At 73.7% G+C, this 16,912-nt stretch carries 15 protein-coding genes; 9 read left to right on the top strand and 6 right to left on the bottom strand.

Annotation, left to right across the window (positions count from 1 at the left end; genetic code table 11):
* The first annotated feature begins 2 nt into the window (after positions 1-2).
* From ACIOHP_RS37855 to ACIOHP_RS37895, 9 genes are all read left to right on the top strand, one after another.
* Positions 3-932 carry an aromatic prenyltransferase gene (locus tag ACIOHP_RS37855; RefSeq protein ID WP_401894536.1) on the top strand — a complete coding sequence of 310 codons (930 nt, stop codon included), beginning with the start codon at positions 3-5 and terminating at the stop codon, positions 930-932.
* Between the two features lie 33 nt (positions 933-965).
* Entirely contained in the window at positions 966-1,439 is a 474-nt protein-coding gene (locus ACIOHP_RS37860; protein ID WP_384170470.1) for a hypothetical protein, read from the top strand.
* Between the two features lie 14 nt (positions 1,440-1,453).
* On the top strand, positions 1,454-1,918 hold the full coding sequence (locus ACIOHP_RS37865; protein ID WP_361554765.1) for a hypothetical protein: 465 nt from the start codon (positions 1,454-1,456) through the stop codon (positions 1,916-1,918).
* A gap of 196 nt (positions 1,919-2,114) precedes the next feature.
* A complete protein-coding gene (locus ACIOHP_RS37870) occupies positions 2,115-3,188 on the top strand; it encodes a polyprenyl synthetase family protein (RefSeq protein WP_401894539.1) in 1,074 nt (357 codons plus the stop codon).
* A gap of 29 nt (positions 3,189-3,217) precedes the next feature.
* Entirely contained in the window at positions 3,218-4,132 is a 915-nt protein-coding gene (locus ACIOHP_RS37875) for an aromatic prenyltransferase (RefSeq protein ID WP_401894542.1), read from the top strand.
* 13 nt (positions 4,133-4,145) lie between these two features.
* Positions 4,146-5,402, top strand: coding sequence for a cytochrome P450 (locus ACIOHP_RS37880; RefSeq protein WP_401894545.1), 1,257 nt, complete (start codon positions 4,146-4,148; stop codon positions 5,400-5,402).
* 492 nt (positions 5,403-5,894) lie between these two features.
* On the top strand, positions 5,895-6,161 hold the full coding sequence (locus ACIOHP_RS37885; protein ID WP_401894548.1) for a hypothetical protein: 267 nt from the start codon (positions 5,895-5,897) through the stop codon (positions 6,159-6,161).
* A 397-nt stretch (positions 6,162-6,558) separates the two neighbouring features.
* Positions 6,559-7,314 carry a sigma factor-like helix-turn-helix DNA-binding protein gene (locus ACIOHP_RS37890; protein ID WP_401894550.1) on the top strand — a complete coding sequence of 252 codons (756 nt, stop codon included), beginning with the start codon at positions 6,559-6,561 and terminating at the stop codon, positions 7,312-7,314.
* 59 nt (positions 7,315-7,373) lie between these two features.
* The gene (locus tag ACIOHP_RS37895; protein ID WP_361554747.1) at positions 7,374-8,288 is read left to right on the top strand and encodes an RNA polymerase sigma-70 factor; all 915 of its coding nucleotides are present in this window, start codon (positions 7,374-7,376) and stop codon (positions 8,286-8,288) included.
* Between the two features lie 202 nt (positions 8,289-8,490).
* Here the strand turns inward: ACIOHP_RS37895 and ACIOHP_RS37900 are convergent, their stop codons facing one another.
* The 6 genes from ACIOHP_RS37900 to ACIOHP_RS37925 form a co-directional block, all read right to left on the bottom strand.
* Positions 8,491-10,080 (bottom strand): AMP-binding protein, encoded by a 1,590-nt coding sequence (locus ACIOHP_RS37900; RefSeq protein ID WP_401894553.1) that lies wholly within the window; start codon positions 10,078-10,080, stop codon positions 8,491-8,493.
* The gene (locus ACIOHP_RS37905; RefSeq protein ID WP_401894556.1) at positions 10,080-12,449 is read right to left on the bottom strand and encodes a LuxR C-terminal-related transcriptional regulator; all 2,370 of its coding nucleotides are present in this window, start codon (positions 12,447-12,449) and stop codon (positions 10,080-10,082) included. Before ACIOHP_RS37905 ends, ACIOHP_RS37900 begins: the two co-directional genes overlap by 1 nt.
* Positions 12,450-12,761: 312 nt before the next feature.
* A complete protein-coding gene (locus tag ACIOHP_RS37910) occupies positions 12,762-13,427 on the bottom strand; it encodes a LuxR C-terminal-related transcriptional regulator (protein ID WP_401894559.1) in 666 nt (221 codons plus the stop codon).
* Positions 13,428-13,558: 131 nt separating this feature from the next.
* Entirely contained in the window at positions 13,559-14,329 is a 771-nt protein-coding gene (locus ACIOHP_RS37915) for a sensor histidine kinase (protein ID WP_401894561.1), read from the bottom strand.
* On the bottom strand, positions 14,326-15,111 hold the full coding sequence (locus ACIOHP_RS37920; RefSeq protein ID WP_401894563.1) for a response regulator transcription factor: 786 nt from the start codon (positions 15,109-15,111) through the stop codon (positions 14,326-14,328). Before ACIOHP_RS37920 ends, ACIOHP_RS37915 begins: the two co-directional genes overlap by 4 nt.
* 238 nt (positions 15,112-15,349) lie before the next feature.
* A complete protein-coding gene (locus ACIOHP_RS37925) occupies positions 15,350-16,789 on the bottom strand; it encodes a hypothetical protein (protein ID WP_401894565.1) in 1,440 nt (479 codons plus the stop codon).
* Between the last annotated feature and the right edge of the window lie 123 nt (positions 16,790-16,912).

Consider the following 16,912-nt stretch of genomic DNA (forward strand, 5'->3'; position numbering starts at 1 on the left):
CCGTGTCAGAAAAAGCGGAAGCCGTGTATTCCGCGATCGAGGAAGCGTCCGGCCTGCTGGACATCGACGTCCCCCGGGACAAGGTCCGCTCGGTCCTGGACGCGTTCGGCGACGGGGTCTCCGAAGAGTCCCTGGTCGTCCTCGCCATGGCCGGCGGCGAGCGTCACCGGGGCGACATCGACTACAACTTCACCGTGCCGCTCGAGGCGGGCGACCCGTACGACATAGCCGTGCGCGAGGGCTGGATCGAGAAGACCGACCACCCCGTCGCCAACCTCATCCCGGAGATCCTCGAGAGCTCCGCCGTCACCTTCTACGGCATCGAGTGCGGAGTCGTCGGCGGCTTCAAGAAGACGTACATCTTCTTCCCCCTGGACGACCTGGGCGACCTTTCCGTCCTCGCCTCGCTCCCGTCCATGCCGAGCAGCCTGGCCGAGCACGCCCGCACCTTCGCGGACATCGGTCTGGAAAAGCGTGTGTCGATCGTGGGGATCGACTACACCAAGAAGACCGTGAACATCTACTTCATGGCCGGGGGACTCGACGAGAAGACCGTTCTCTCGGTGCTCCACGACACCGGACTGCCCGAGCCGAGCACCCCGGAGCTGCTGGAGTTCGTCCAGAACTCCTTCTCGATCTACCCCACCTTCAGCTGGGACTCCCCGGACATCGACCGGATCTGCTTCTCGGTGGTGAGCCCGAATCCCGAGTCGTACCCGACGACGCTGTTCCCGGAGATCTCGGAATTCGCGAAGAACGCCCCGTACGAGTACGACGGCGCGCGCGTCCTCGTCTACGGCGAGACGATCTCGCGCCAGGAGGAGTACCACAAGCTCGCCGTGTACTTCCGCCGGCCGGCCTCGTTCTGGAACAACCTGCCGCTGGCCGCCACGTTCGAACAGCTCGTAGCCGCCTGGCGCGCCGAGCAGTGACATCAGGGACCTCAAGCAACGCCAGGAGGAGTCATGTCCGAAACCGTTGAGATCGACGAGCGCAGTGCCGCCGTCGACACACTGGGCGGGGTGATCGGCGAGGCCGGCGCGGCCGCCCTCGAAGGACCGCGCGAGCAGCTCACCGAGAGCGCCCTGCGCGCCGCCTTCGCGCTGTGGGAGGACCCGGAGGTACGCCCGAAGCTGCTCGGGATCCTCCAGGCCGCGGTCAACAGCGAGGAAGGCGCGGAGCAGATGCGCCGGTTCATCGCCGAGCAGCTCTTCGCGCAGGCCGGCAAGTCCATCGGCGCCACCGACCTGGACATCTACCAGATGGCCGAGTTCCTCGGTGTGCCGCCGGTCAACTTCGGCGCGGCCGCCGGGCAGGTCTGGGGCGCCGTCCTGATGCGCTACGTCGTCAAGCTGGAGCCGATCGCGTCCATCCCGGTCGACGACCTGATCAAGCTCATCAACCCGACGCTCCACCGCTACCTCGGCGCGGCGCAGTGATCTGAGGAGGGGACATGTCCGAAACCACCGAGGCCACGGAGCGCGGCGCCGCCTGGGACACGCTGGGCGGCGCCCTCGGCCAGGCCGGAGCGGCCGCGCTCGCCGGGTCGCGCGAACACCTGGCCGAGGGCCTGCTCCGCGGCGCCTTCGCGCTGTGGGAGAACCCCGAGGTACGGCCGAAGCTGCTCGGGATCCTCCAGGCCGCGGTCAACAGCGAGGAAGGCGCGGAGCAGATGCGCCGCTTCCTCGCCGACCAGCTCTTCGCGCAGGCCGGCAAGTCCATCGGCGTCGAGGGGATGGACATCTACCAGGCGGCCGAGACCTTCGGCGTGCCGGCGGTCCACATCAACGCGGCCGCCGGGCAGGTCTGGGGCGCCGTCCTGATGCGCTACGTCGTCAAGCTGGAGCCGATCGCGTCGGTACCGGCCGAGGAACTGATCCAGCTGCTCAAGCCGACGATCCAGCGCTACCTGGGCTGACCCCGCGCCGGCCCCGCCCCGCCGTACGGCCCCGCCACCACCGCCCACCGGTGACACCCCCTGAACCGCGTCACCCGCACCGCCCCCGGGCCACTCCGCGGGCGGTGCCCCCTCGTTCCCCGTTCCCACCCGTTGCCGAGTCCTCCTGACCCCGCCTCACGTGCTCGAGCACCGCACCCGCACAAGGAGATGTGTCGTGACCACTGAAGTGATCCCCCGGACCGCCCAGGGCCAGGAGTCGGCCGCCGTGGCGCGGCGCACCGTCGAGGAGCTGCTCCAGCGGGTGCAGGAGCGGCTCAGTTCCTTCCTCGCGGCCGAGCGCGCCCGCTACGCCGAGGTGAACGAGCGGGCGGTGGTCGCCATCGACGCGCTGTCCGACCTGGTCGAGGCGGGCGGCAAGCTCGTCCGCCCGGCGTTCTGCCTCGCCGGCTACCTCGCCGCCGGCGGCGACCCCGAGGACCCCGGGATCGTGGATGCCGCCGCGGCCCTGGAGATGCTGCACATCTCCGCCCTCGTCCACGACGACGTCCTGGACGACTCCCGCACCCGGCGCGGCAAGCCCGCCGTCCACCTCCTGCACGCCACGCTGCACCGCAGCCGCGGCTGGCAGGGCGAGTCACGCCGGTTCGGTGAGGGCGTCGCCCTCCTCGTCGGCGACCTGGCCCTGGTCTACTCCGACGAGCTGATGTCCCACGCCCCGGCCGCGGCCCGCCCCGAATGGCACCACCTGCGTTCCGAAGTGATGATCGGCCAGTACATGGACGTCGCTGCGGCCGCCGAGTTCTCCGTCGACCCCGCGCTCTCCCGGCTGATCGCCCTGATCAAGTCCGGCCGCTACACCATCCACCGCCCCCTGGTCGTCGGCGCGAGTGCGGCCGGCCGCGCCGACCTCGCGCCCGCCCTCGCCGAGTACGGCGAGGCGGTCGGTGAGGCGTTCCAGCTCCGCGACGACCTGCTCGACGCGTTCGGCGACTCCGCCCAGACCGGCAAGACCGCCGGACTCGACTTCAGCCAGCACAAGATGACCCTGCTCCTCGGCTGGGCGATGCAGCGCGACGCGCACATCCACGGCCTCATCACCGAGCCCGGCCACACCCCCGACGAGGTACGCGGCCGGCTGCTGGACACCGGCGTCCCCGAGGACGTCGAACGGCACATCGCCGGCCTCGTCGACAAGGGCTGCGCGGCCATCGCCGACGCGCCCGTCGACCCGGTGTGGCGCAGCGAACTGACGAACATGGCCCTGCGCGTGGCCTACCGGAACAAGTGACCCGCCCGAGCACGACACCTGGAGGAAGAATGTCGGGAACCGCGCAGCCGGCGGATCTCTTCGCCGGCGTCGAGGAATCGGCCGCGCTCATCGACGTGTCCTGCTCGCGCGAGAAGGTCTGGCCCGTCCTCGCGGCGTACGAGGACGCGCTGCCGGAGGCGATCATCGCCTTCCGGGTGGCGACCAACTCCCACCACGAAGGGGAGTTCGACTGCCGCTTCACCCTCCCCCGGAGCATCGACCCCTACCTCCGCGCCCGCGCCCACGGCTTCATCACCGAGACCGGCCGGCCCGCGGAATCCCTGCTCGCCGACATCCAGCGGCACTGCCCCATCGACAGTTACGGCATCGACTTCGGGATCGTCGGCGGCTTCCGGAAGATCTGGGTGTACTTCCCCGGCGGCAGCTCCCAGAGCCTCGCCAAGCTCCGCGACCTGCCGTCGATGCCGCCCAGCCTCACCGAGAACTTCGCCTTCTTCGCCGACCGCGGCCTCGCCGAGAAGGTGGACGTCGTCGCGATCGACTACCGCGGCGGCACCGTCAACCTGTACTTCACCGGATTCCCCGACGACCTGCGCCGGCCGTCCGAGGTCCTGGCGATGCACCGCGCCATGGGCATGCCCGACCCGAGCGAGCAGATGCTCAGGTTCTGCGAGAAGTCCTTCGGTTTCTACGCCACGCTGAGCTGGGACTCCCCGCGGATCGAACGCATCGCCTTCAGCGTGAAGACCCAGGACCCGCTGTCGCTGCCCGCCCGGCTCGGCCCGAAGATCGAGCACTTCGTGAAGAGCGTCGCCTACGGCCGTGACGATCCCAAGATGGTGTACGCGGCCATGACGTCCTCGGGCGAGGAGTACTACAAGCTCCAGTCGTACTACCGGTTCCGCGAGCGCAGCCGACTGGACCTGATGCCGTCCATCGACCATGCCGCCGACGCCGCGTAGCGCGCGTGCGCCCGTGGAGTTCCGTTTCGGCCGGATGCGGCGACTGCTGAAGGGCGGCCCGGTCCGCACCGTGTCGGTGGACGGCGTGGCCGCCGAGTTCGTCACGGACCCGGAGCTGGTCCGCCGCATCCTCGTCAAGGACGGCAAGCACTACGGCAAGGGCGAGCTCTTCCAGAAGGCCAGGATCCTCAGCAAGGCGGGGCTGCTCGCGGACGACGACGCCCTGCACCGGCACTACCGGCGATTGGCGCATCCGTATGTGCGCACGGCGGCGGCCGTCGACCACGCCCCCGGCATGGAGAAGATCGCCCGGGACGCGGTGGCCGCATGGCGTCCCGGCCGGCCCGTCGACGTCCAGGCCACGATGTGCCGGGCGGCGAGCGGCATCGCGCTGAGCACCCTCTTCGACGGTCTGCCGGGCGACACGGCGAGCGCGCTCGTCGAACAACTCACCGTCCTGGCCCGGGAGATGATCGGAAAGCCGCTGCACGGAAGGGCGGCCCTGCAACGGGGGCCCGCCCGGCGGCTGGCTAGCGCTTTCACCGGTTTCCGGTCCCTGCTCGCCGGGTGCCTCGCCGACCGCCCCGACGCCACGGCGGGCTATCTCTCGGCACTCCTGTCGGACGCCGAGCGGACCGGCACCCCCGCGCTGAGCACGGACGAGATCTACGACGAGGCCGTCATGATGCTGATCGCGGCCACCGTCACCACGGCCTCGGTGATGTCCTGGGCCCTGTACGTGCTCGCGGAGCACCCCCAGATCGAGGAGTACGTCCTCAAGGACCTGGCGCGCACGGCGGGCGGGTGCCCGGCCGCCCCCTCCGGCCACGGGCACGGCCACGGTCCGCCCGGCTACACCCTGCGGTTCCTGGCCGAGGTGCTGCGGCTCTACCCGCCCGTGTGGATCACCTGCCGCAAGGCCCTCTCGAGCGTCACCCTCGACGACCGCACGCTCCCCGCGGGCACGCACGTGATGTTCAGCTCCTACCTGCTGCACCGGGACCCCGACCGCTACCCGGACCCGCACCGCTTCGACCCGGACCGCTGGCTCACCGCGAGCCCGACCGCCCAGGACGCCTCGTACATCCCCTTCGGCGCCGGGGCCCGAGGGTGCGTCGGGGAGCCGTTCGCCTGGAAGGAACTCGAGACCCTGCTCGGCGCGGTGACCCGCGAATGGCGGCTGACCATCCCACCCGGCACCACGATCCGCCCGGCAGCCCACACCACCCTGCACCCACAGCGACTCCTGATGACCCCCCAACCGCGCTGATTCCCCACCCGCACCCTCGTCCCGACCAGCCGCTGCCGCCCCAGGCCGGTGGGTCGGTCGCTCGCACACCGCGCCTGACCGCTTCCCCGCCTGACCAGCCGCTTTCGGGCCCCGGTCGTCCGCTTCCGATTCCCTGGTGCCCCCTCAACCGCGCTGACTCCCCCTACCCGCACGCTCGTCCCGACCAGCCGCTGCCGCGCCCAATCCGGCGGGTCGGTCGCTCGTACACCCCGCTTGACCGCTCGCCCGCCCGACCAGCTGCTTTCGTGCCCCGGTCGTCGCTTCCGACTCCCTGCCGCCCCTCAACCGCGCTGATTCCCTACCCGCGCGCTCGTCCCGACCAGCCGCTGCCGCCCCAGGCCGGTGGGTCGGTCGCTCGTACACCCCGTCTGATCGCTTGCCCGCCCGACCAGCCGCTTTCGTGCCCCGGTGGGGCGATTTCGCGCCCGACCAGCCGACTCCGTACACCCCGACCAGCCGAGGAGTGCCGTCATGCCGACTCCGACGACACCTGCACGGACCGTCGAACTCACCTCTCAGGCCTGGGCCGAGGCCCGCTCCATGGCGGGCGCCGGGCCGGACCACGGCCGGTGCCCGCCGGGCGGCGACCGTCTGGTGGCCGCCGCGCTGCGGGCGCACAGCACGCTGTCGGCCGGACTCGGACACAGCGTCCCGTTCACCGCGCTCGGCCCGAGCGGTGGCGCGGTGCGCGGGCTCGCCGCCTTCCTCGCGGTCTACGCCGGCCAGGACCGTCACTGACGATGCGAGGCGCGCGGCGGGTGGCCCCGGTGCCGCACCGGAGCCTCGACCTCCGCGGCAGCCGTGCTCGAACCCCCGTAGCGCGCACGGGACATGAGCCCGCGCCGCCCCTAAGGTGGAGCTGCAAGTCGTCCCGCCCGCCTCCCTCCCCCCGGAGGCGGGCGGGCCTGTTGGCGGACGTCCGTCCCGCGGCCCCAGCCCCCCGCTGCGACGTACACCCGCCGGCTCGATCCGGGCAGGGCCGCACGCGAAGGCCCCCGCCGCACAGGTGCCCCGGCTGACAGCGGGGCCGGCGCGGTCGTCGCGGAGCATTCAGGAAGCCGACCCCGCCGCCGACCGTGAGATGCGCGATGGTGTCGGCGGCCTGACGCCCGCTCGGATCCAAGGAGGGGCCCGCATGAGCCGGATCGAAGAGTTCGAGGAGGCGCGGCCCCTGTTGTTCTCGATCGCCCACCGGATGCTGGGCAGCGCGGGCCGGGCCGAGGACGCGGTGCACCAGGCCTGGCTGTACTACGAGGCCACCCCCGAACAGCCCGCCTCGGACCGCGAGTTCCTCACCGCCACGATCACCCGGATCTGCCTCGACGCCCTGCGCCGGCCCCGCCCGCGGCGGGACCGCCACCCCGGGCCCTGGCTGCCCGAACCGTCACCGGGCGCCACCCCCCACCACCGCTCCCGCCAGGACCCCCCGCGGCCGCCGGAGCCCGCCGAAGCACCGCCGGCGGTCGCCCTGTCGCTGCTGGAACGGCTGACCCCGCTGGAGCGCGCCGTGTTCGTGCTGCGGGAGGTCTTCGGATGCGGCCCCGCCCAGATCGCGTCCGCCGTGGGCTGCTCGGAAGCGGCGTGCCACCAGCTGTCCGCCGCCGTGTCGAGGGCGAGCGCCGTCGGCGGTACGGCCCCGGCCTGGCCGCGGCGCATCGCCGGCGCGGACCACGTCGCGCGGGTCCTCGCCACGATCGTCCCGGCCCTGGTCAAGGTCGGCGTCACCCTGGAGCCACGGCAGGTGGACCACCGTCCCGGTGCGGTCTTCCGCGACCGCAACGGCACGGTCCTCAGCGCCCTCGCCCTCGACATCCTCGACGGGCGGATCCAGACCATCCGCTGGGTGAGGGACCCGGACCCGTCCACCGCGGACACCCCCGCGCCGACCTGACCCGACGAGCGCCGCCAGGCCGGACGGGACCGTAGGACCGTAGAAAAGGAGGAGCCCGCGTGACACGGACCGAGGAGTTCGAGGAACTGCGTCCGCTGCTGTTCGCGATCGCCTACCGCATCCTGGGAAGCGTGAGCGAGGCCGAGGACGCCGTCCAGGACACCTGGCTGCGCTGGGACGCCTCCTCGACCGTGCCCAGGTCGGCGAAGGCCTACCTGTCGACCACGGTGACCCGGATCTCGATGGACGTGCTGCGCTCGGCCCGCGTCCGGCGCGAGACCTACGTCGGGCCCTGGCTGCCCGAACCCCTGCTCACCGACTCCTACGAGGACCCGGCACGCTCCGCGGAGCTCGCCGAATCGCTGTCCACGGCGGCCCTGTTGCTGCTGGAACGGCTGTCCCCGCTGGAGCGGGCGGTGTTCGTGCTGCGGGAGGTGTTCGCGTTCGGCTTCCCGGAGATCGCGGACGCGGTGGGGCGTTCGGAGACGGCGTGCCGCCAGCTCGCGGTGCGGGCGCGCCGGCACATGGACGAGGGCCGGCCGCGGTTCGAGGCCGACCGCAAGGAGTGCGAGGCGCTCGCCGGGCGGTTCTTCGATGCCCTGAAGGAAGGCGACGTCGACAGTCTGCGCAAACTGCTCGCCGCCGACGTGGAGCTGGTCGGGGACGGCGGCGGCAAGGGCCCGCAGCTGGCCAGGACCGTCGTCGGCGACGACCACGTGGCACGGCTGCTCGCCTCCCTGGTCACCACGCTCGCCCGGGTGGACGGCGTCGTGGAGGCCCGCGAGCTCAACGGCCAGCCCGGCGCGATCCTCCGCGACCGGGACAACAAGGTCCTCAACACCTGGACGCTGGACATCGTCGACGGCCGGATCCGCACCATCCGCTCGGTCACCAACCCCGACAAGCTCGGCCACCTGGGCCCGGTGGCCGACGCATGGGCGATCAACCGAGAGGCCCGCCGCACAACGAACTGACCACCCCACCGGACCGCCCGCCCCCCACCCGGCCACCGCAGCCGGGACCCACCCGACCGGGCCTGGACAGACACCCGCCGCGCCGAACCGGCCGGCCGCCCGGCCCGGTCACCACGCCTGTGACCGGTGTGTCCCACCCCACCGGGCCCGGGCAGACACTCGCCACGCCGCCGGACCCGGCCAGTACATCGCCCGCCCCCCTTCACGCCGCCCGAGCCGGTCGGTGGGCGAGTGTGTCCTGGAGGTGGCGGCGGCGCAGTTCGCCGGTGTCGGTGCGGGGCAGGCCGCCCAGGAGGATGAGTTCGGCGGGCAGGTGCGCGGGTGGGATGCCCTGGGCGGACAGATGGGTGCGCAGGTCCAGGAGGGTGGGCGGGGTGCCGTCGGGGACCACGACGGCGCAGGCCAGTTCGCCGTGCCGAGGGTCGGCGCGGGCGACGACCGCGGCCTCGGCCACCCGGGGATGCCCCAGCAGCAGCGCCTCGATCTCGGTGACCGGCACGAGGAACACGCCGCCCACCTCCTCGGTGCGCAGCCGCGGATGCCCGGCCTCGTCCAGGTCCACCGCCTCGCCGTCCTCCTGCCAGGTCAGGCCGACACCGCTGCCGCGCCGCCACACCGCGAGCGGCGAGGCGGGCCCGCGGGGCGAGGGCCGCTCGGAGTGGGAGGCAGGCCGCGGCAGCGCCCGCGGCGGCACTCCCAGCGCGGCGTGGACCCGCCGGCCGAGTGCGGCGGAGGTGCCCGCCTCGTCGGAGGTGAACGCGCCGTACAGCTCAAGCCCCTCCCGCGGCCGGTGCTCCCGCGCGGCGACGAGCTCCTCCCACTGCGCGGGCGTCGCGTACACCCGGCGCACCCCCGCCGCGGCCATCAGCCCGAGCGCGGTCTCCGCATCCCACACGTCCTGCAGTACGACCGTCCCCCCGCACGTGAGCGGACCGATCACCGCGTGCAGCAGCGACGGCAACGACGCCAACGGCACCGCGGAGAACGCGGCCTCGGCCGCCCCCGTCACCGAAGGCAGGCCCGCGTGCAGTGAGTTGGGCGTGTGCAGGGCCATGCTGTGCGCGGCCCGCAGACCGAGCGAGGTGACGGCCACGGCGACCCGGTCCGCGGGCCGCGACGGCAGCCGCAGCCACCCGGCGGACCGGTACCGCTCGTGCGGGGTGTGCACGAAGTGTCGTACGAAATCGATCGCGCCCGCGTCCACGGCGTCCCCGAGCACGGCCCGGTGGCGCAGCCACGGCAGCCGGGGCGCGAGGTCGGCGAGGACCCGGGCCGGCGAGGCGCCCTCCCACAGATCCGTCACGACGCACAGTCGCGGCTCGGCCGCGGCGAGCACCGCCTCCAGGTCCCGGATCCCGTACCCGGTCATCACCGGCACGGCCACCGCGCCGGTCCGCAGACAGGCCAGCAGCAGGGCCACCGTCTCCCAGCGGTTCGGCAGCTGGTAGGCGACCGGGTCACCGGGGCGCACCCCGAGGGCGTCCAGGGCGTGCGCGAAACGGCCGGTGCAGGCGGCGAGTTGACCGTACGAGATGCGTGCCACGCGGCTCGGGGCGGGACGGTGCGCCTGGTGGGAGACGATCGCGGTGCGGTGCGGATGGCGTGCCGCGCCCCGGTACACGTCGTGCAGCACGGTCTCGTTGCGCCACCAGCCGCGCTCGACGAAGGCCCGCGTGACCTCGGCGGGCGGCTCCAGGTCCCCGAGGAGGTCCGCGAGCGGTCCGTCGCCGGGCAGCGCGCCCGCGGACCCGCCGAATGCCGCCGCCGTGGATTCCTGCCCGCAGTCCGCCATCACCGGCTCCTGCCCACGGCCCAGGCGACCTGGACCCGGGAGGTGCAGCCCAGCTTCCGCATCACGTTGCGGACGTGGTTGACCACCGTCCACTCGGCGATGTCCAGGTGCTGTGCGATCTGCCGGTTCGTCATGCCGTCGGCCACCAGCAGCGCCACCTGCAACTGGCGCGGCGTGAGCGCGACACTCTCCCCGCTGTCCTCGGTCCGGCCCGGCTCGGCCGCGCCGAGCGCCTCGGCGGCCATCGCCTCCGGACGCAGCCGCAGCCCCTCGGCCCACGCGGTGGCGAACACCGCCCCGCCCAGCCGGCGGCGCAGCTCGTCGACGGCGGCCCGCAGCCGGTCCGCACGCTCCCGCTCCACCCCCGCCCCGGTACGGGACCGCAGCGCTCCGGCCGCCGCGAGCAGCCGGGCGGCGGGCTGGGGCCGGCCCGCCCGCTGAAGGATCAACAGGGCGAACATCTCCAGCACCGCGGGCAGTTCGGTGCGCTCGCCGATCGACTCGTACAGTCCGATGCTCTCCCTCAGCGCCGCCCGGGCGCTGTCGTCGTCCCCCTCGCACAGATAGAGCCGGGCGCCGAGGTGGACGGTGCGGGCCAGATCGCGGACGGCGCCGTTCTGCCGCTGGACGCGGCCGACCCGTTCCAGCAGGGCACGCGCCTGCCGCGTCTCGCCGGAGGCGAGCAGCACCTCGGCGAGCGCGGCGGCGGCCTCGGCGGATCCGGTGGTGTCGCCGTGGGCGTCGAGGGCGGTGAGGGACGCGGACAGCAGGGCCCGGCCCTCGGGCCGCTCGCCGCACCGGAACAGTGCGTGTCCCAGGCGGGCGGAGGGCAGTGCGGCGGCCTGCGGATCACGCAGCCGCTTGTACAGGGCGACGGCCCGGCGGTGGCGGTGCGCCGCCCCGTCGTGGTCGCCGAGGGCCGCGGCGAGTACGCCCGCGCCGCAGTACAGGCGGGCGCGGGTGCGCAGCCACTCCTCGTCCTCGGTCCGCTCGCCCCACTCGGCACCCTTCAGGGCCTGCCCGGTGGCGTCGAACCAGCGCAGCCCTTCCCTCAACTCGCCGCGGACGAGCCAGGGTTGCAGACAGGCGGTGACCAGCCCCGCCCTCTCCAGCAGCGCCGCCGCCCGTTCGGGACGCACGCGGCCCCCGCCTCCTTCCCCCCTCTCTTTCTCATGCCCGTCGTACGTGCCGGTGCCGGTGGCTGTGCCGTCCTCGTTCTCGAGGTGGCGCAGGGCGGCGAGCACGTTGTCGTGCTCGGCGACCGCGACCCGCAGCCAGCGCTGCTGCTCCGAGCCGTGGAAACGGCCCTCCAGCGCGGGCAGCAGCCGCCGGTAGTGGTGGGCGTGCGCCTGCCGGGCGGCCAGGGTCCGTTCCTCGCCCGCCTCGTCGAGCAGGGCGAGACCGTAGGCGCGGACGGTGCGCGGCATCGTCAGCCGGCTGTCGGCGCGCGGCCGTTCCTCGAGGGTGAGCAGTCCGCGGTCGAGCATGGTCTCCAGGGCGACGGCGGTCTCCGCCGCCCCCAGTGGCGACACCTTCTCGGCGGTGGGGAGGGTGACACCCCCCTGGAACAGGGCGAGTTGGGCCAGCAGCGACCGCTGCGGCGCGCTCAGGCCTCGGCAGCTCCACTCGGCGATCGCGAGGGTGGAGCGCTGCCGCTCCGGTACGTCGACGGGCCCCGGCAGATGACGGTCGCCGCCCCGTCGCAGCCAGCCGAGCAGTTCCTGCGGCGGATACAGCCGCAGTCGGCGCGAGGCGAGTTCCAGGACCAGCGGGACGCCCTCGAGAAGGTTGCAGATGTCGACGACGGCGCCGACGTTCTCGGGCGTGAGGGCGAAGGCCGGGTTGGCCCGGCGGCCGCAGCGGACGAAGAGCTGGACGGCCGGATTGTCCTGGACGTCGGCGACATCGGCTTCGAGGAGTTCTCCCGGGGGCGGCAGCGGGGGCACCGGCAGGACGCACTCGCCGGAGATCCGCAGGATCTCCTGACCGGTGGCGAGGACGGTGAGCAGGGGTGTGTCGCCGAGATGCCGGGCGAGCGGCACCGCGAGCCCGCCCGCGATGTGCTCGATCCCGTCGAGCAGCAGCAGTGTGCGTTCCGCGATGTCCCGTACGGTCTTGTCGATGTTCTCGAGCACCGACTCCAGGTCCAGACAGGCCGGCAGATCGATGCTGTGGATCCCGCCCGGGAACAGCTCCGCGACCCCGGCAGCGGCTTCGGCGGCCAGTCGGCTCTTGCCCACTCCGCCGGGCCCGGTCAGGGTGATCAGCCGGACGGAAGGATCCTCGAGCCTGCCCTGAACGCCGATCAGGTCGAACTCCCGGCCCACCATGTCGGCCGCCGGTCGGTACGTCCACAGATCCGTTGACATACGTTCCCCCGTACAGCCGCCCGGCGCCGCGTAGCGCCGGATTCAGGACATCCCGCGGTGTGCGCGCCCGATTCCCCGGGGCCCCTTCCCGTGCCCCGTTCCGCCGAGCCGTGCTTCGAGAATCGCTGGACACGCTTGAACACGACTCAAGACGGGACTGAGACGACGTCGCGCGGGGGTGCCGGAAACAGGCCAGTCGTGCCTGGGCGCCGGTCGAGCCGAGTGGGGCGGTGGGCATGGGTGGGCACGGGTGGGCGCGGGGGAGGGTGCCAGGGCGCGCGACGTCGGCCTGATCCGTCGGACCGGCGGGCCCTACGACCGGACGCGGGGGCGGAGCATGCCGCTCTCGTAGGCGATGGCGACGAGCTGGGTGCGGGTGCGGGCGCCCAGTTTGACCATGGTGCGGCGGACATGGGTCTTGGCGGTGACCTCGGCGACGACGAGACGGTCGGCGATCTCCTGGGTGGAGAGTCCGGTGCCGACCAGGGACAGCACTTCGCGTTCGCGTGCGGTGAGGTGGTCCAGGGCGGGCACGTCGGGGAGGCCGGGGCCGCGCAGACACGCGTCGATCAGGGGGCGGGTCAGGCGCGGGGAGACCAGCGCCCCGCCCTGGCTGACCAGCCGTAGCGCGCGCGGCAGTTCGCCGGTGTCGGTGTCCTGGCACAGCAGTCCGCGGGCGCCCGCCCCGAGCGCCTCGTAGGCGAGGGAGCCGGAGGCGGCGTCGGCGAGGACGACGACACGGAGCCCGTGCGGCCCGGCCCGCCCGACGAGGCGGCGCGTGAGCTCGACCCCGTCCAGCCCCGGTAACCGCAGCCCCGTCACGAGGACGTCGGGCAGCAGCCGCCCGGCCAGGTCCTGCGCCCGTCTGCCGTCGCCGCACTCACCCACGACCTCGATGTCGGACTCCCCACCGAGCAGTCCGGCGAGCGCGACGCGTACGGAGGGGTGAGGGTGGGCGAGGAGTACCTCGATGGCCATGTCCGGGCTCCAGGGGCAGGGCGCCGGTGGCCGGCGCGTGGGGGGCAACTACCTTTTGCCAGAGGCGAGTTGGGGATGCGGCGGATGCGTGCGTCGGCGCACCTCGCCGCCCTCGGCGGATCGGCGCGGTCTCAGTCGGGTGCCAACGGCAGGACCGCCGTGGCGGCCAGGCCCCCCGACGCGGCGCGGCCCAGGCCGAGGAGGCCGCCGGAGGCTCGCAGCAGGGACGCGGCGATCGCCAGTCCGAGCCCGCTGCCCTCGCGGGTGGCCCCGGACGTCCCACGCCGGAAGGGGTGCCCGGCGTGGGCGAGTTCGGCGTCCGTCATGCCGGGTCCCTCGTCCGTGACGCTGACGTGGACGTGGTGCCCGGCGACGCGTACGGCGCAGGTGACGGTGGTGCCGGGCGGGGCCGCCCGCACCGCGTTGTCGAGCAGGACGTCCAGGGCGTGTTCCAGTGCCCCGTGCGCCTGCAGGGCCGTCGCGGCGGTCCCGGTGAGGTCGATACGGACGTCCCGCGCGTCGGCGAGCACACTCCAGGCGTCCGCCCGGGCGGCGGCGACGTCGAGCACCTCGACGGGCTCGGGCGGCGGCCCCTGTCCTGCGGAGCCCCAGTCGAGGATCTGGTTCAGCAGCGCGGCCAGCCGGTCCACCTCGCCCAGCACCCCGGGGAGTTCGGCGACGTCGGGCCTGCGCTCGCCCAGCATCTGCAACCGCAGCCGGATCGACGACAACGGCCCGCGCAGCTGGTGCGCGGCGGCGGCCGCGAGACCGTACGGGCCACCGGCCACGTCGGCCGCGTCGTGCGCCAGAGCCTCCACGCCGTACGGACGCACCCCCGCGTCGTCCGGACGGCCGGTCGTGTCGTGCGGCAGGACGGTCGCACCGTGACCGCCGGCGTTCATCGTTCGGCCCCGGAGCCGAGGGCCGCCGGCACGGTCAGCCGGTACCCCACTCCCCGTACCGTCTCGATCCACCGGGTGCTGCCGAGTTTCCCGCGCAGGGACCCGACATGGACGTCGAGTGTGCGGGTGGAGCCGAACCAGTTCTCGTCCCACACCCGGGCCATGATGTCCTCGCGCTGCATGACCGTGCCCGGCTCCTCCAGCAGCATGGCGAGCAGGTCGAACTCCTTGCGGGTGACCCGGACCTCCTCCTCGTCGAGGAACACCCGGCGGGTGCGCGTGTCGAGCCACAGCGGGCCCGCGCGCAGCTTGTCCGGGGCCACGGCCGGTTCCCCGGCCGACTCCGGCGGGGTACGGCGCGGACGCGGCACGGGGACGGGGAGCGGCGCGGAGTCGGCGGCCTCGTCCTCCGGGGACCGTCCGCAGCAGCAGGTGCTGCGGCGCAGCACCGCCTCGATGCGGGCGAGCAGTTCGTGCCGGCTGAAGGGCTTGGGTACGAAGTCGTCGGCCCCGGCGTACAGGGCCGTCACCCGGTCCAGTTCGTGGTCGCTGCCGCTGAGCACGACGATGGGCACACAGGAGTGCTCCCGGATCCGCCGGCACACCTCGTGTCCGGCCAGGTCGGGCAGGCTCAGATCGAGCAGGACGAGTTTTGTGCCCGGCAGGCTCGCCAGGGCGTCGGTACCGGTGTCGCTGCGGCGGGTGTCGTGGCCGTGCAGATGCAGCATCTGTTGAAGTGCCTCGGCCATTCCGTCATCGTCCTCGACAACCAGTACGTCCATTGCGCTCACGCTCCTCTCAAGGAATTCGTACGCATGACCGGAGTCCTCGAGGTTGCTGAGCGGGCGCGACGGAGGTCAACATTCCGCCACACGGTGGGGCGAAACCGTGCGCGTGACCGGAAGTTTCGTGGCTGAGCCCTGTCATGGCGGGCGGTGGGAGCGGTCTGTTGTCAGGGGCTGTGCGGCGCGGTCCGGCACCTTGTCATGCCACTGGGAAGATCGGCGTCGTACGGGCCCGTCAGGCGGCCCGCGGAGCGGGTCCCGACCACGCGTCGCGGTCGCGGCCGAGCAGGTGGGCGAGGTCCCCGGGCCGGCAGACGGCGAGCGAGGCTCCGTGGCGGGCGCCGGTGGCGGCGAGCCGGGTGCGGGCGGCGGCGACGGAGCCGAAGGCGCGGGCGATCGCGGCGGGCACCGAGGCGCCGGCGAGGGCCTGGTAGGGGTCGGTGTCGACGGCGAGCGCGAAGAACTCCAGCGGCAGCCCCGCGGTGGCCCGGTCGAGGTGGGTGGCGCCGCTGACGGCGTCGGCGACCGTCTCCCGGGCCGCCCCGACGGACAGTGCGCCCAGCAGCCGCGCCCGGCCCCCGCCGGGACAGTGGACCACTGCGTCCAGCCCGCCGAATTCCCGCAGCGCGGTATGCACGGCCCCGCGGACGTCCGCGTACTGCCCCGGCCGTCCCGGCACCCGTACGAGAACCCCGCCGCCCCGCCCGGCGCGGGCGCCCGCTCCCTGTGGGCCCGGCTGCCCGGGCACCCGTACGAGCGTCCCGTCGGCGCGCCCGCCCCTGTCCGCGTAGGGGCTCGGACGCCCGGGTGTGCGCGCGCCCGGCCCGGCCCCGGCCATGTCCCGGCCGGTGTCTCCCGGTACGCCCGCAAGGGCCCCCTCGCCCTGTCCGGCACCGTCGACGCCCCCGAACAGCACGACCCGGGCGTCCAGTTCCCGCACCAGGCGCACCGCGAGGCGTTCACCGCCACCGTCGCCGCCTGTGACCAGATAGCGCCCGCCCCGGCGCAGCCGAGCCGGTGCGGCCGGGCCGCCGGGTGCCGGGTGGGTCCGCAGGACCCGGACCTCGCGCCCGGTGTCCGTGTAGCGGACCTCGGCCAACCCCGGCCGGGGCAGGGCGAGTTCGGCGCGGGCGACGTGGAAGGGGTCCCGGGCCCAGCCGGGCGGCGTCTCCACCCGTACCGACACCGCGTTCAGCCGTCCGTCCTCGACGCCGGTGATCTGCGCCACCGCACCGAGCGCGGCGGCCAGTTCGGGGCGGGCCCGGCCGGTGACGAGGAACGCCAGGTGCAGTGGGTCGGGGCCGGTCGAGGTGCACAGTGCGCGCAGCAGCGGCAGGACCAGGTTGGCGGCGCGCTCGACGCTGGTGGTGGCGGCGGGCAGATCGACGACGATGCCGCGCGGGGAGCGGCCGGCGTCGCGCAGCTCGCCCAGGTACGTCGACCAGGACATGGCGCTGCCCGTGACATCGAGGCCGATACGGACCGTGCGCACCGAACCGGGCACCCAGGCGCGGCCGTTGTCCCGGCCGTCGACGGCGTGCAGCAGCCGTTCCACCGGGAACAGCGGGGGAGTGCGCGGATGCGTGGCGGCCGGCGCCCACACGGCGAAGTGCCGCGGCGCGTCCGGGGCACCGTCTCGGGTCGGCCGGCGCACCGCCGGCATGCTCGCGTCCATGGCTCCACCCCGTCGTCGTGGTCGTGGCCGGTGATCACACCGGTACTGGTGTCAGCATCGGCGGTGCCATGACAGCCCGACCGCACGGCTGTGTCAGCTGCACCGCACCGGTACGTCAACCTT

Origin of the sequence: Streptomyces sp. NPDC087859, from assembly GCF_044742595.1 — a bacterium.
Classification (GTDB): domain Bacteria; phylum Actinomycetota; class Actinomycetes; order Streptomycetales; family Streptomycetaceae; genus Streptomyces; species Streptomyces canus_F.

Coding starts and splice junctions, on each gene's coding strand:
- ACIOHP_RS37860 (WP_384170470.1), top strand. CDS start 966: ATGTCCGAAACCGTTGAGATCGACGAGCGCAGTGCCGCCGTCGACACA.
- ACIOHP_RS37920 (WP_401894563.1), bottom strand. CDS start 15,111: ATGGACGTACTGGTTGTCGAGGACGATGACGGAATGGCCGAGGCACTT.
- ACIOHP_RS37905 (WP_401894556.1), bottom strand. CDS start 12,449: ATGTCAACGGATCTGTGGACGTACCGACCGGCGGCCGACATGGTGGGC.
- ACIOHP_RS37865 (WP_361554765.1), top strand. CDS start 1,454: ATGTCCGAAACCACCGAGGCCACGGAGCGCGGCGCCGCCTGGGACACG.
- ACIOHP_RS37925 (WP_401894565.1), bottom strand. CDS start 16,789: ATGGACGCGAGCATGCCGGCGGTGCGCCGGCCGACCCGAGACGGTGCC.
- ACIOHP_RS37910 (WP_401894559.1), bottom strand. CDS start 13,427: ATGGCCATCGAGGTACTCCTCGCCCACCCTCACCCCTCCGTACGCGTC.
- ACIOHP_RS37915 (WP_401894561.1), bottom strand. CDS start 14,329: ATGAACGCCGGCGGTCACGGTGCGACCGTCCTGCCGCACGACACGACC.
- ACIOHP_RS37885 (WP_401894548.1), top strand. CDS start 5,895: ATGCCGACTCCGACGACACCTGCACGGACCGTCGAACTCACCTCTCAG.
- ACIOHP_RS37875 (WP_401894542.1), top strand. CDS start 3,218: ATGTCGGGAACCGCGCAGCCGGCGGATCTCTTCGCCGGCGTCGAGGAA.
- ACIOHP_RS37890 (WP_401894550.1), top strand. CDS start 6,559: ATGAGCCGGATCGAAGAGTTCGAGGAGGCGCGGCCCCTGTTGTTCTCG.
- ACIOHP_RS37900 (WP_401894553.1), bottom strand. CDS start 10,080: ATGGCGGACTGCGGGCAGGAATCCACGGCGGCGGCATTCGGCGGGTCC.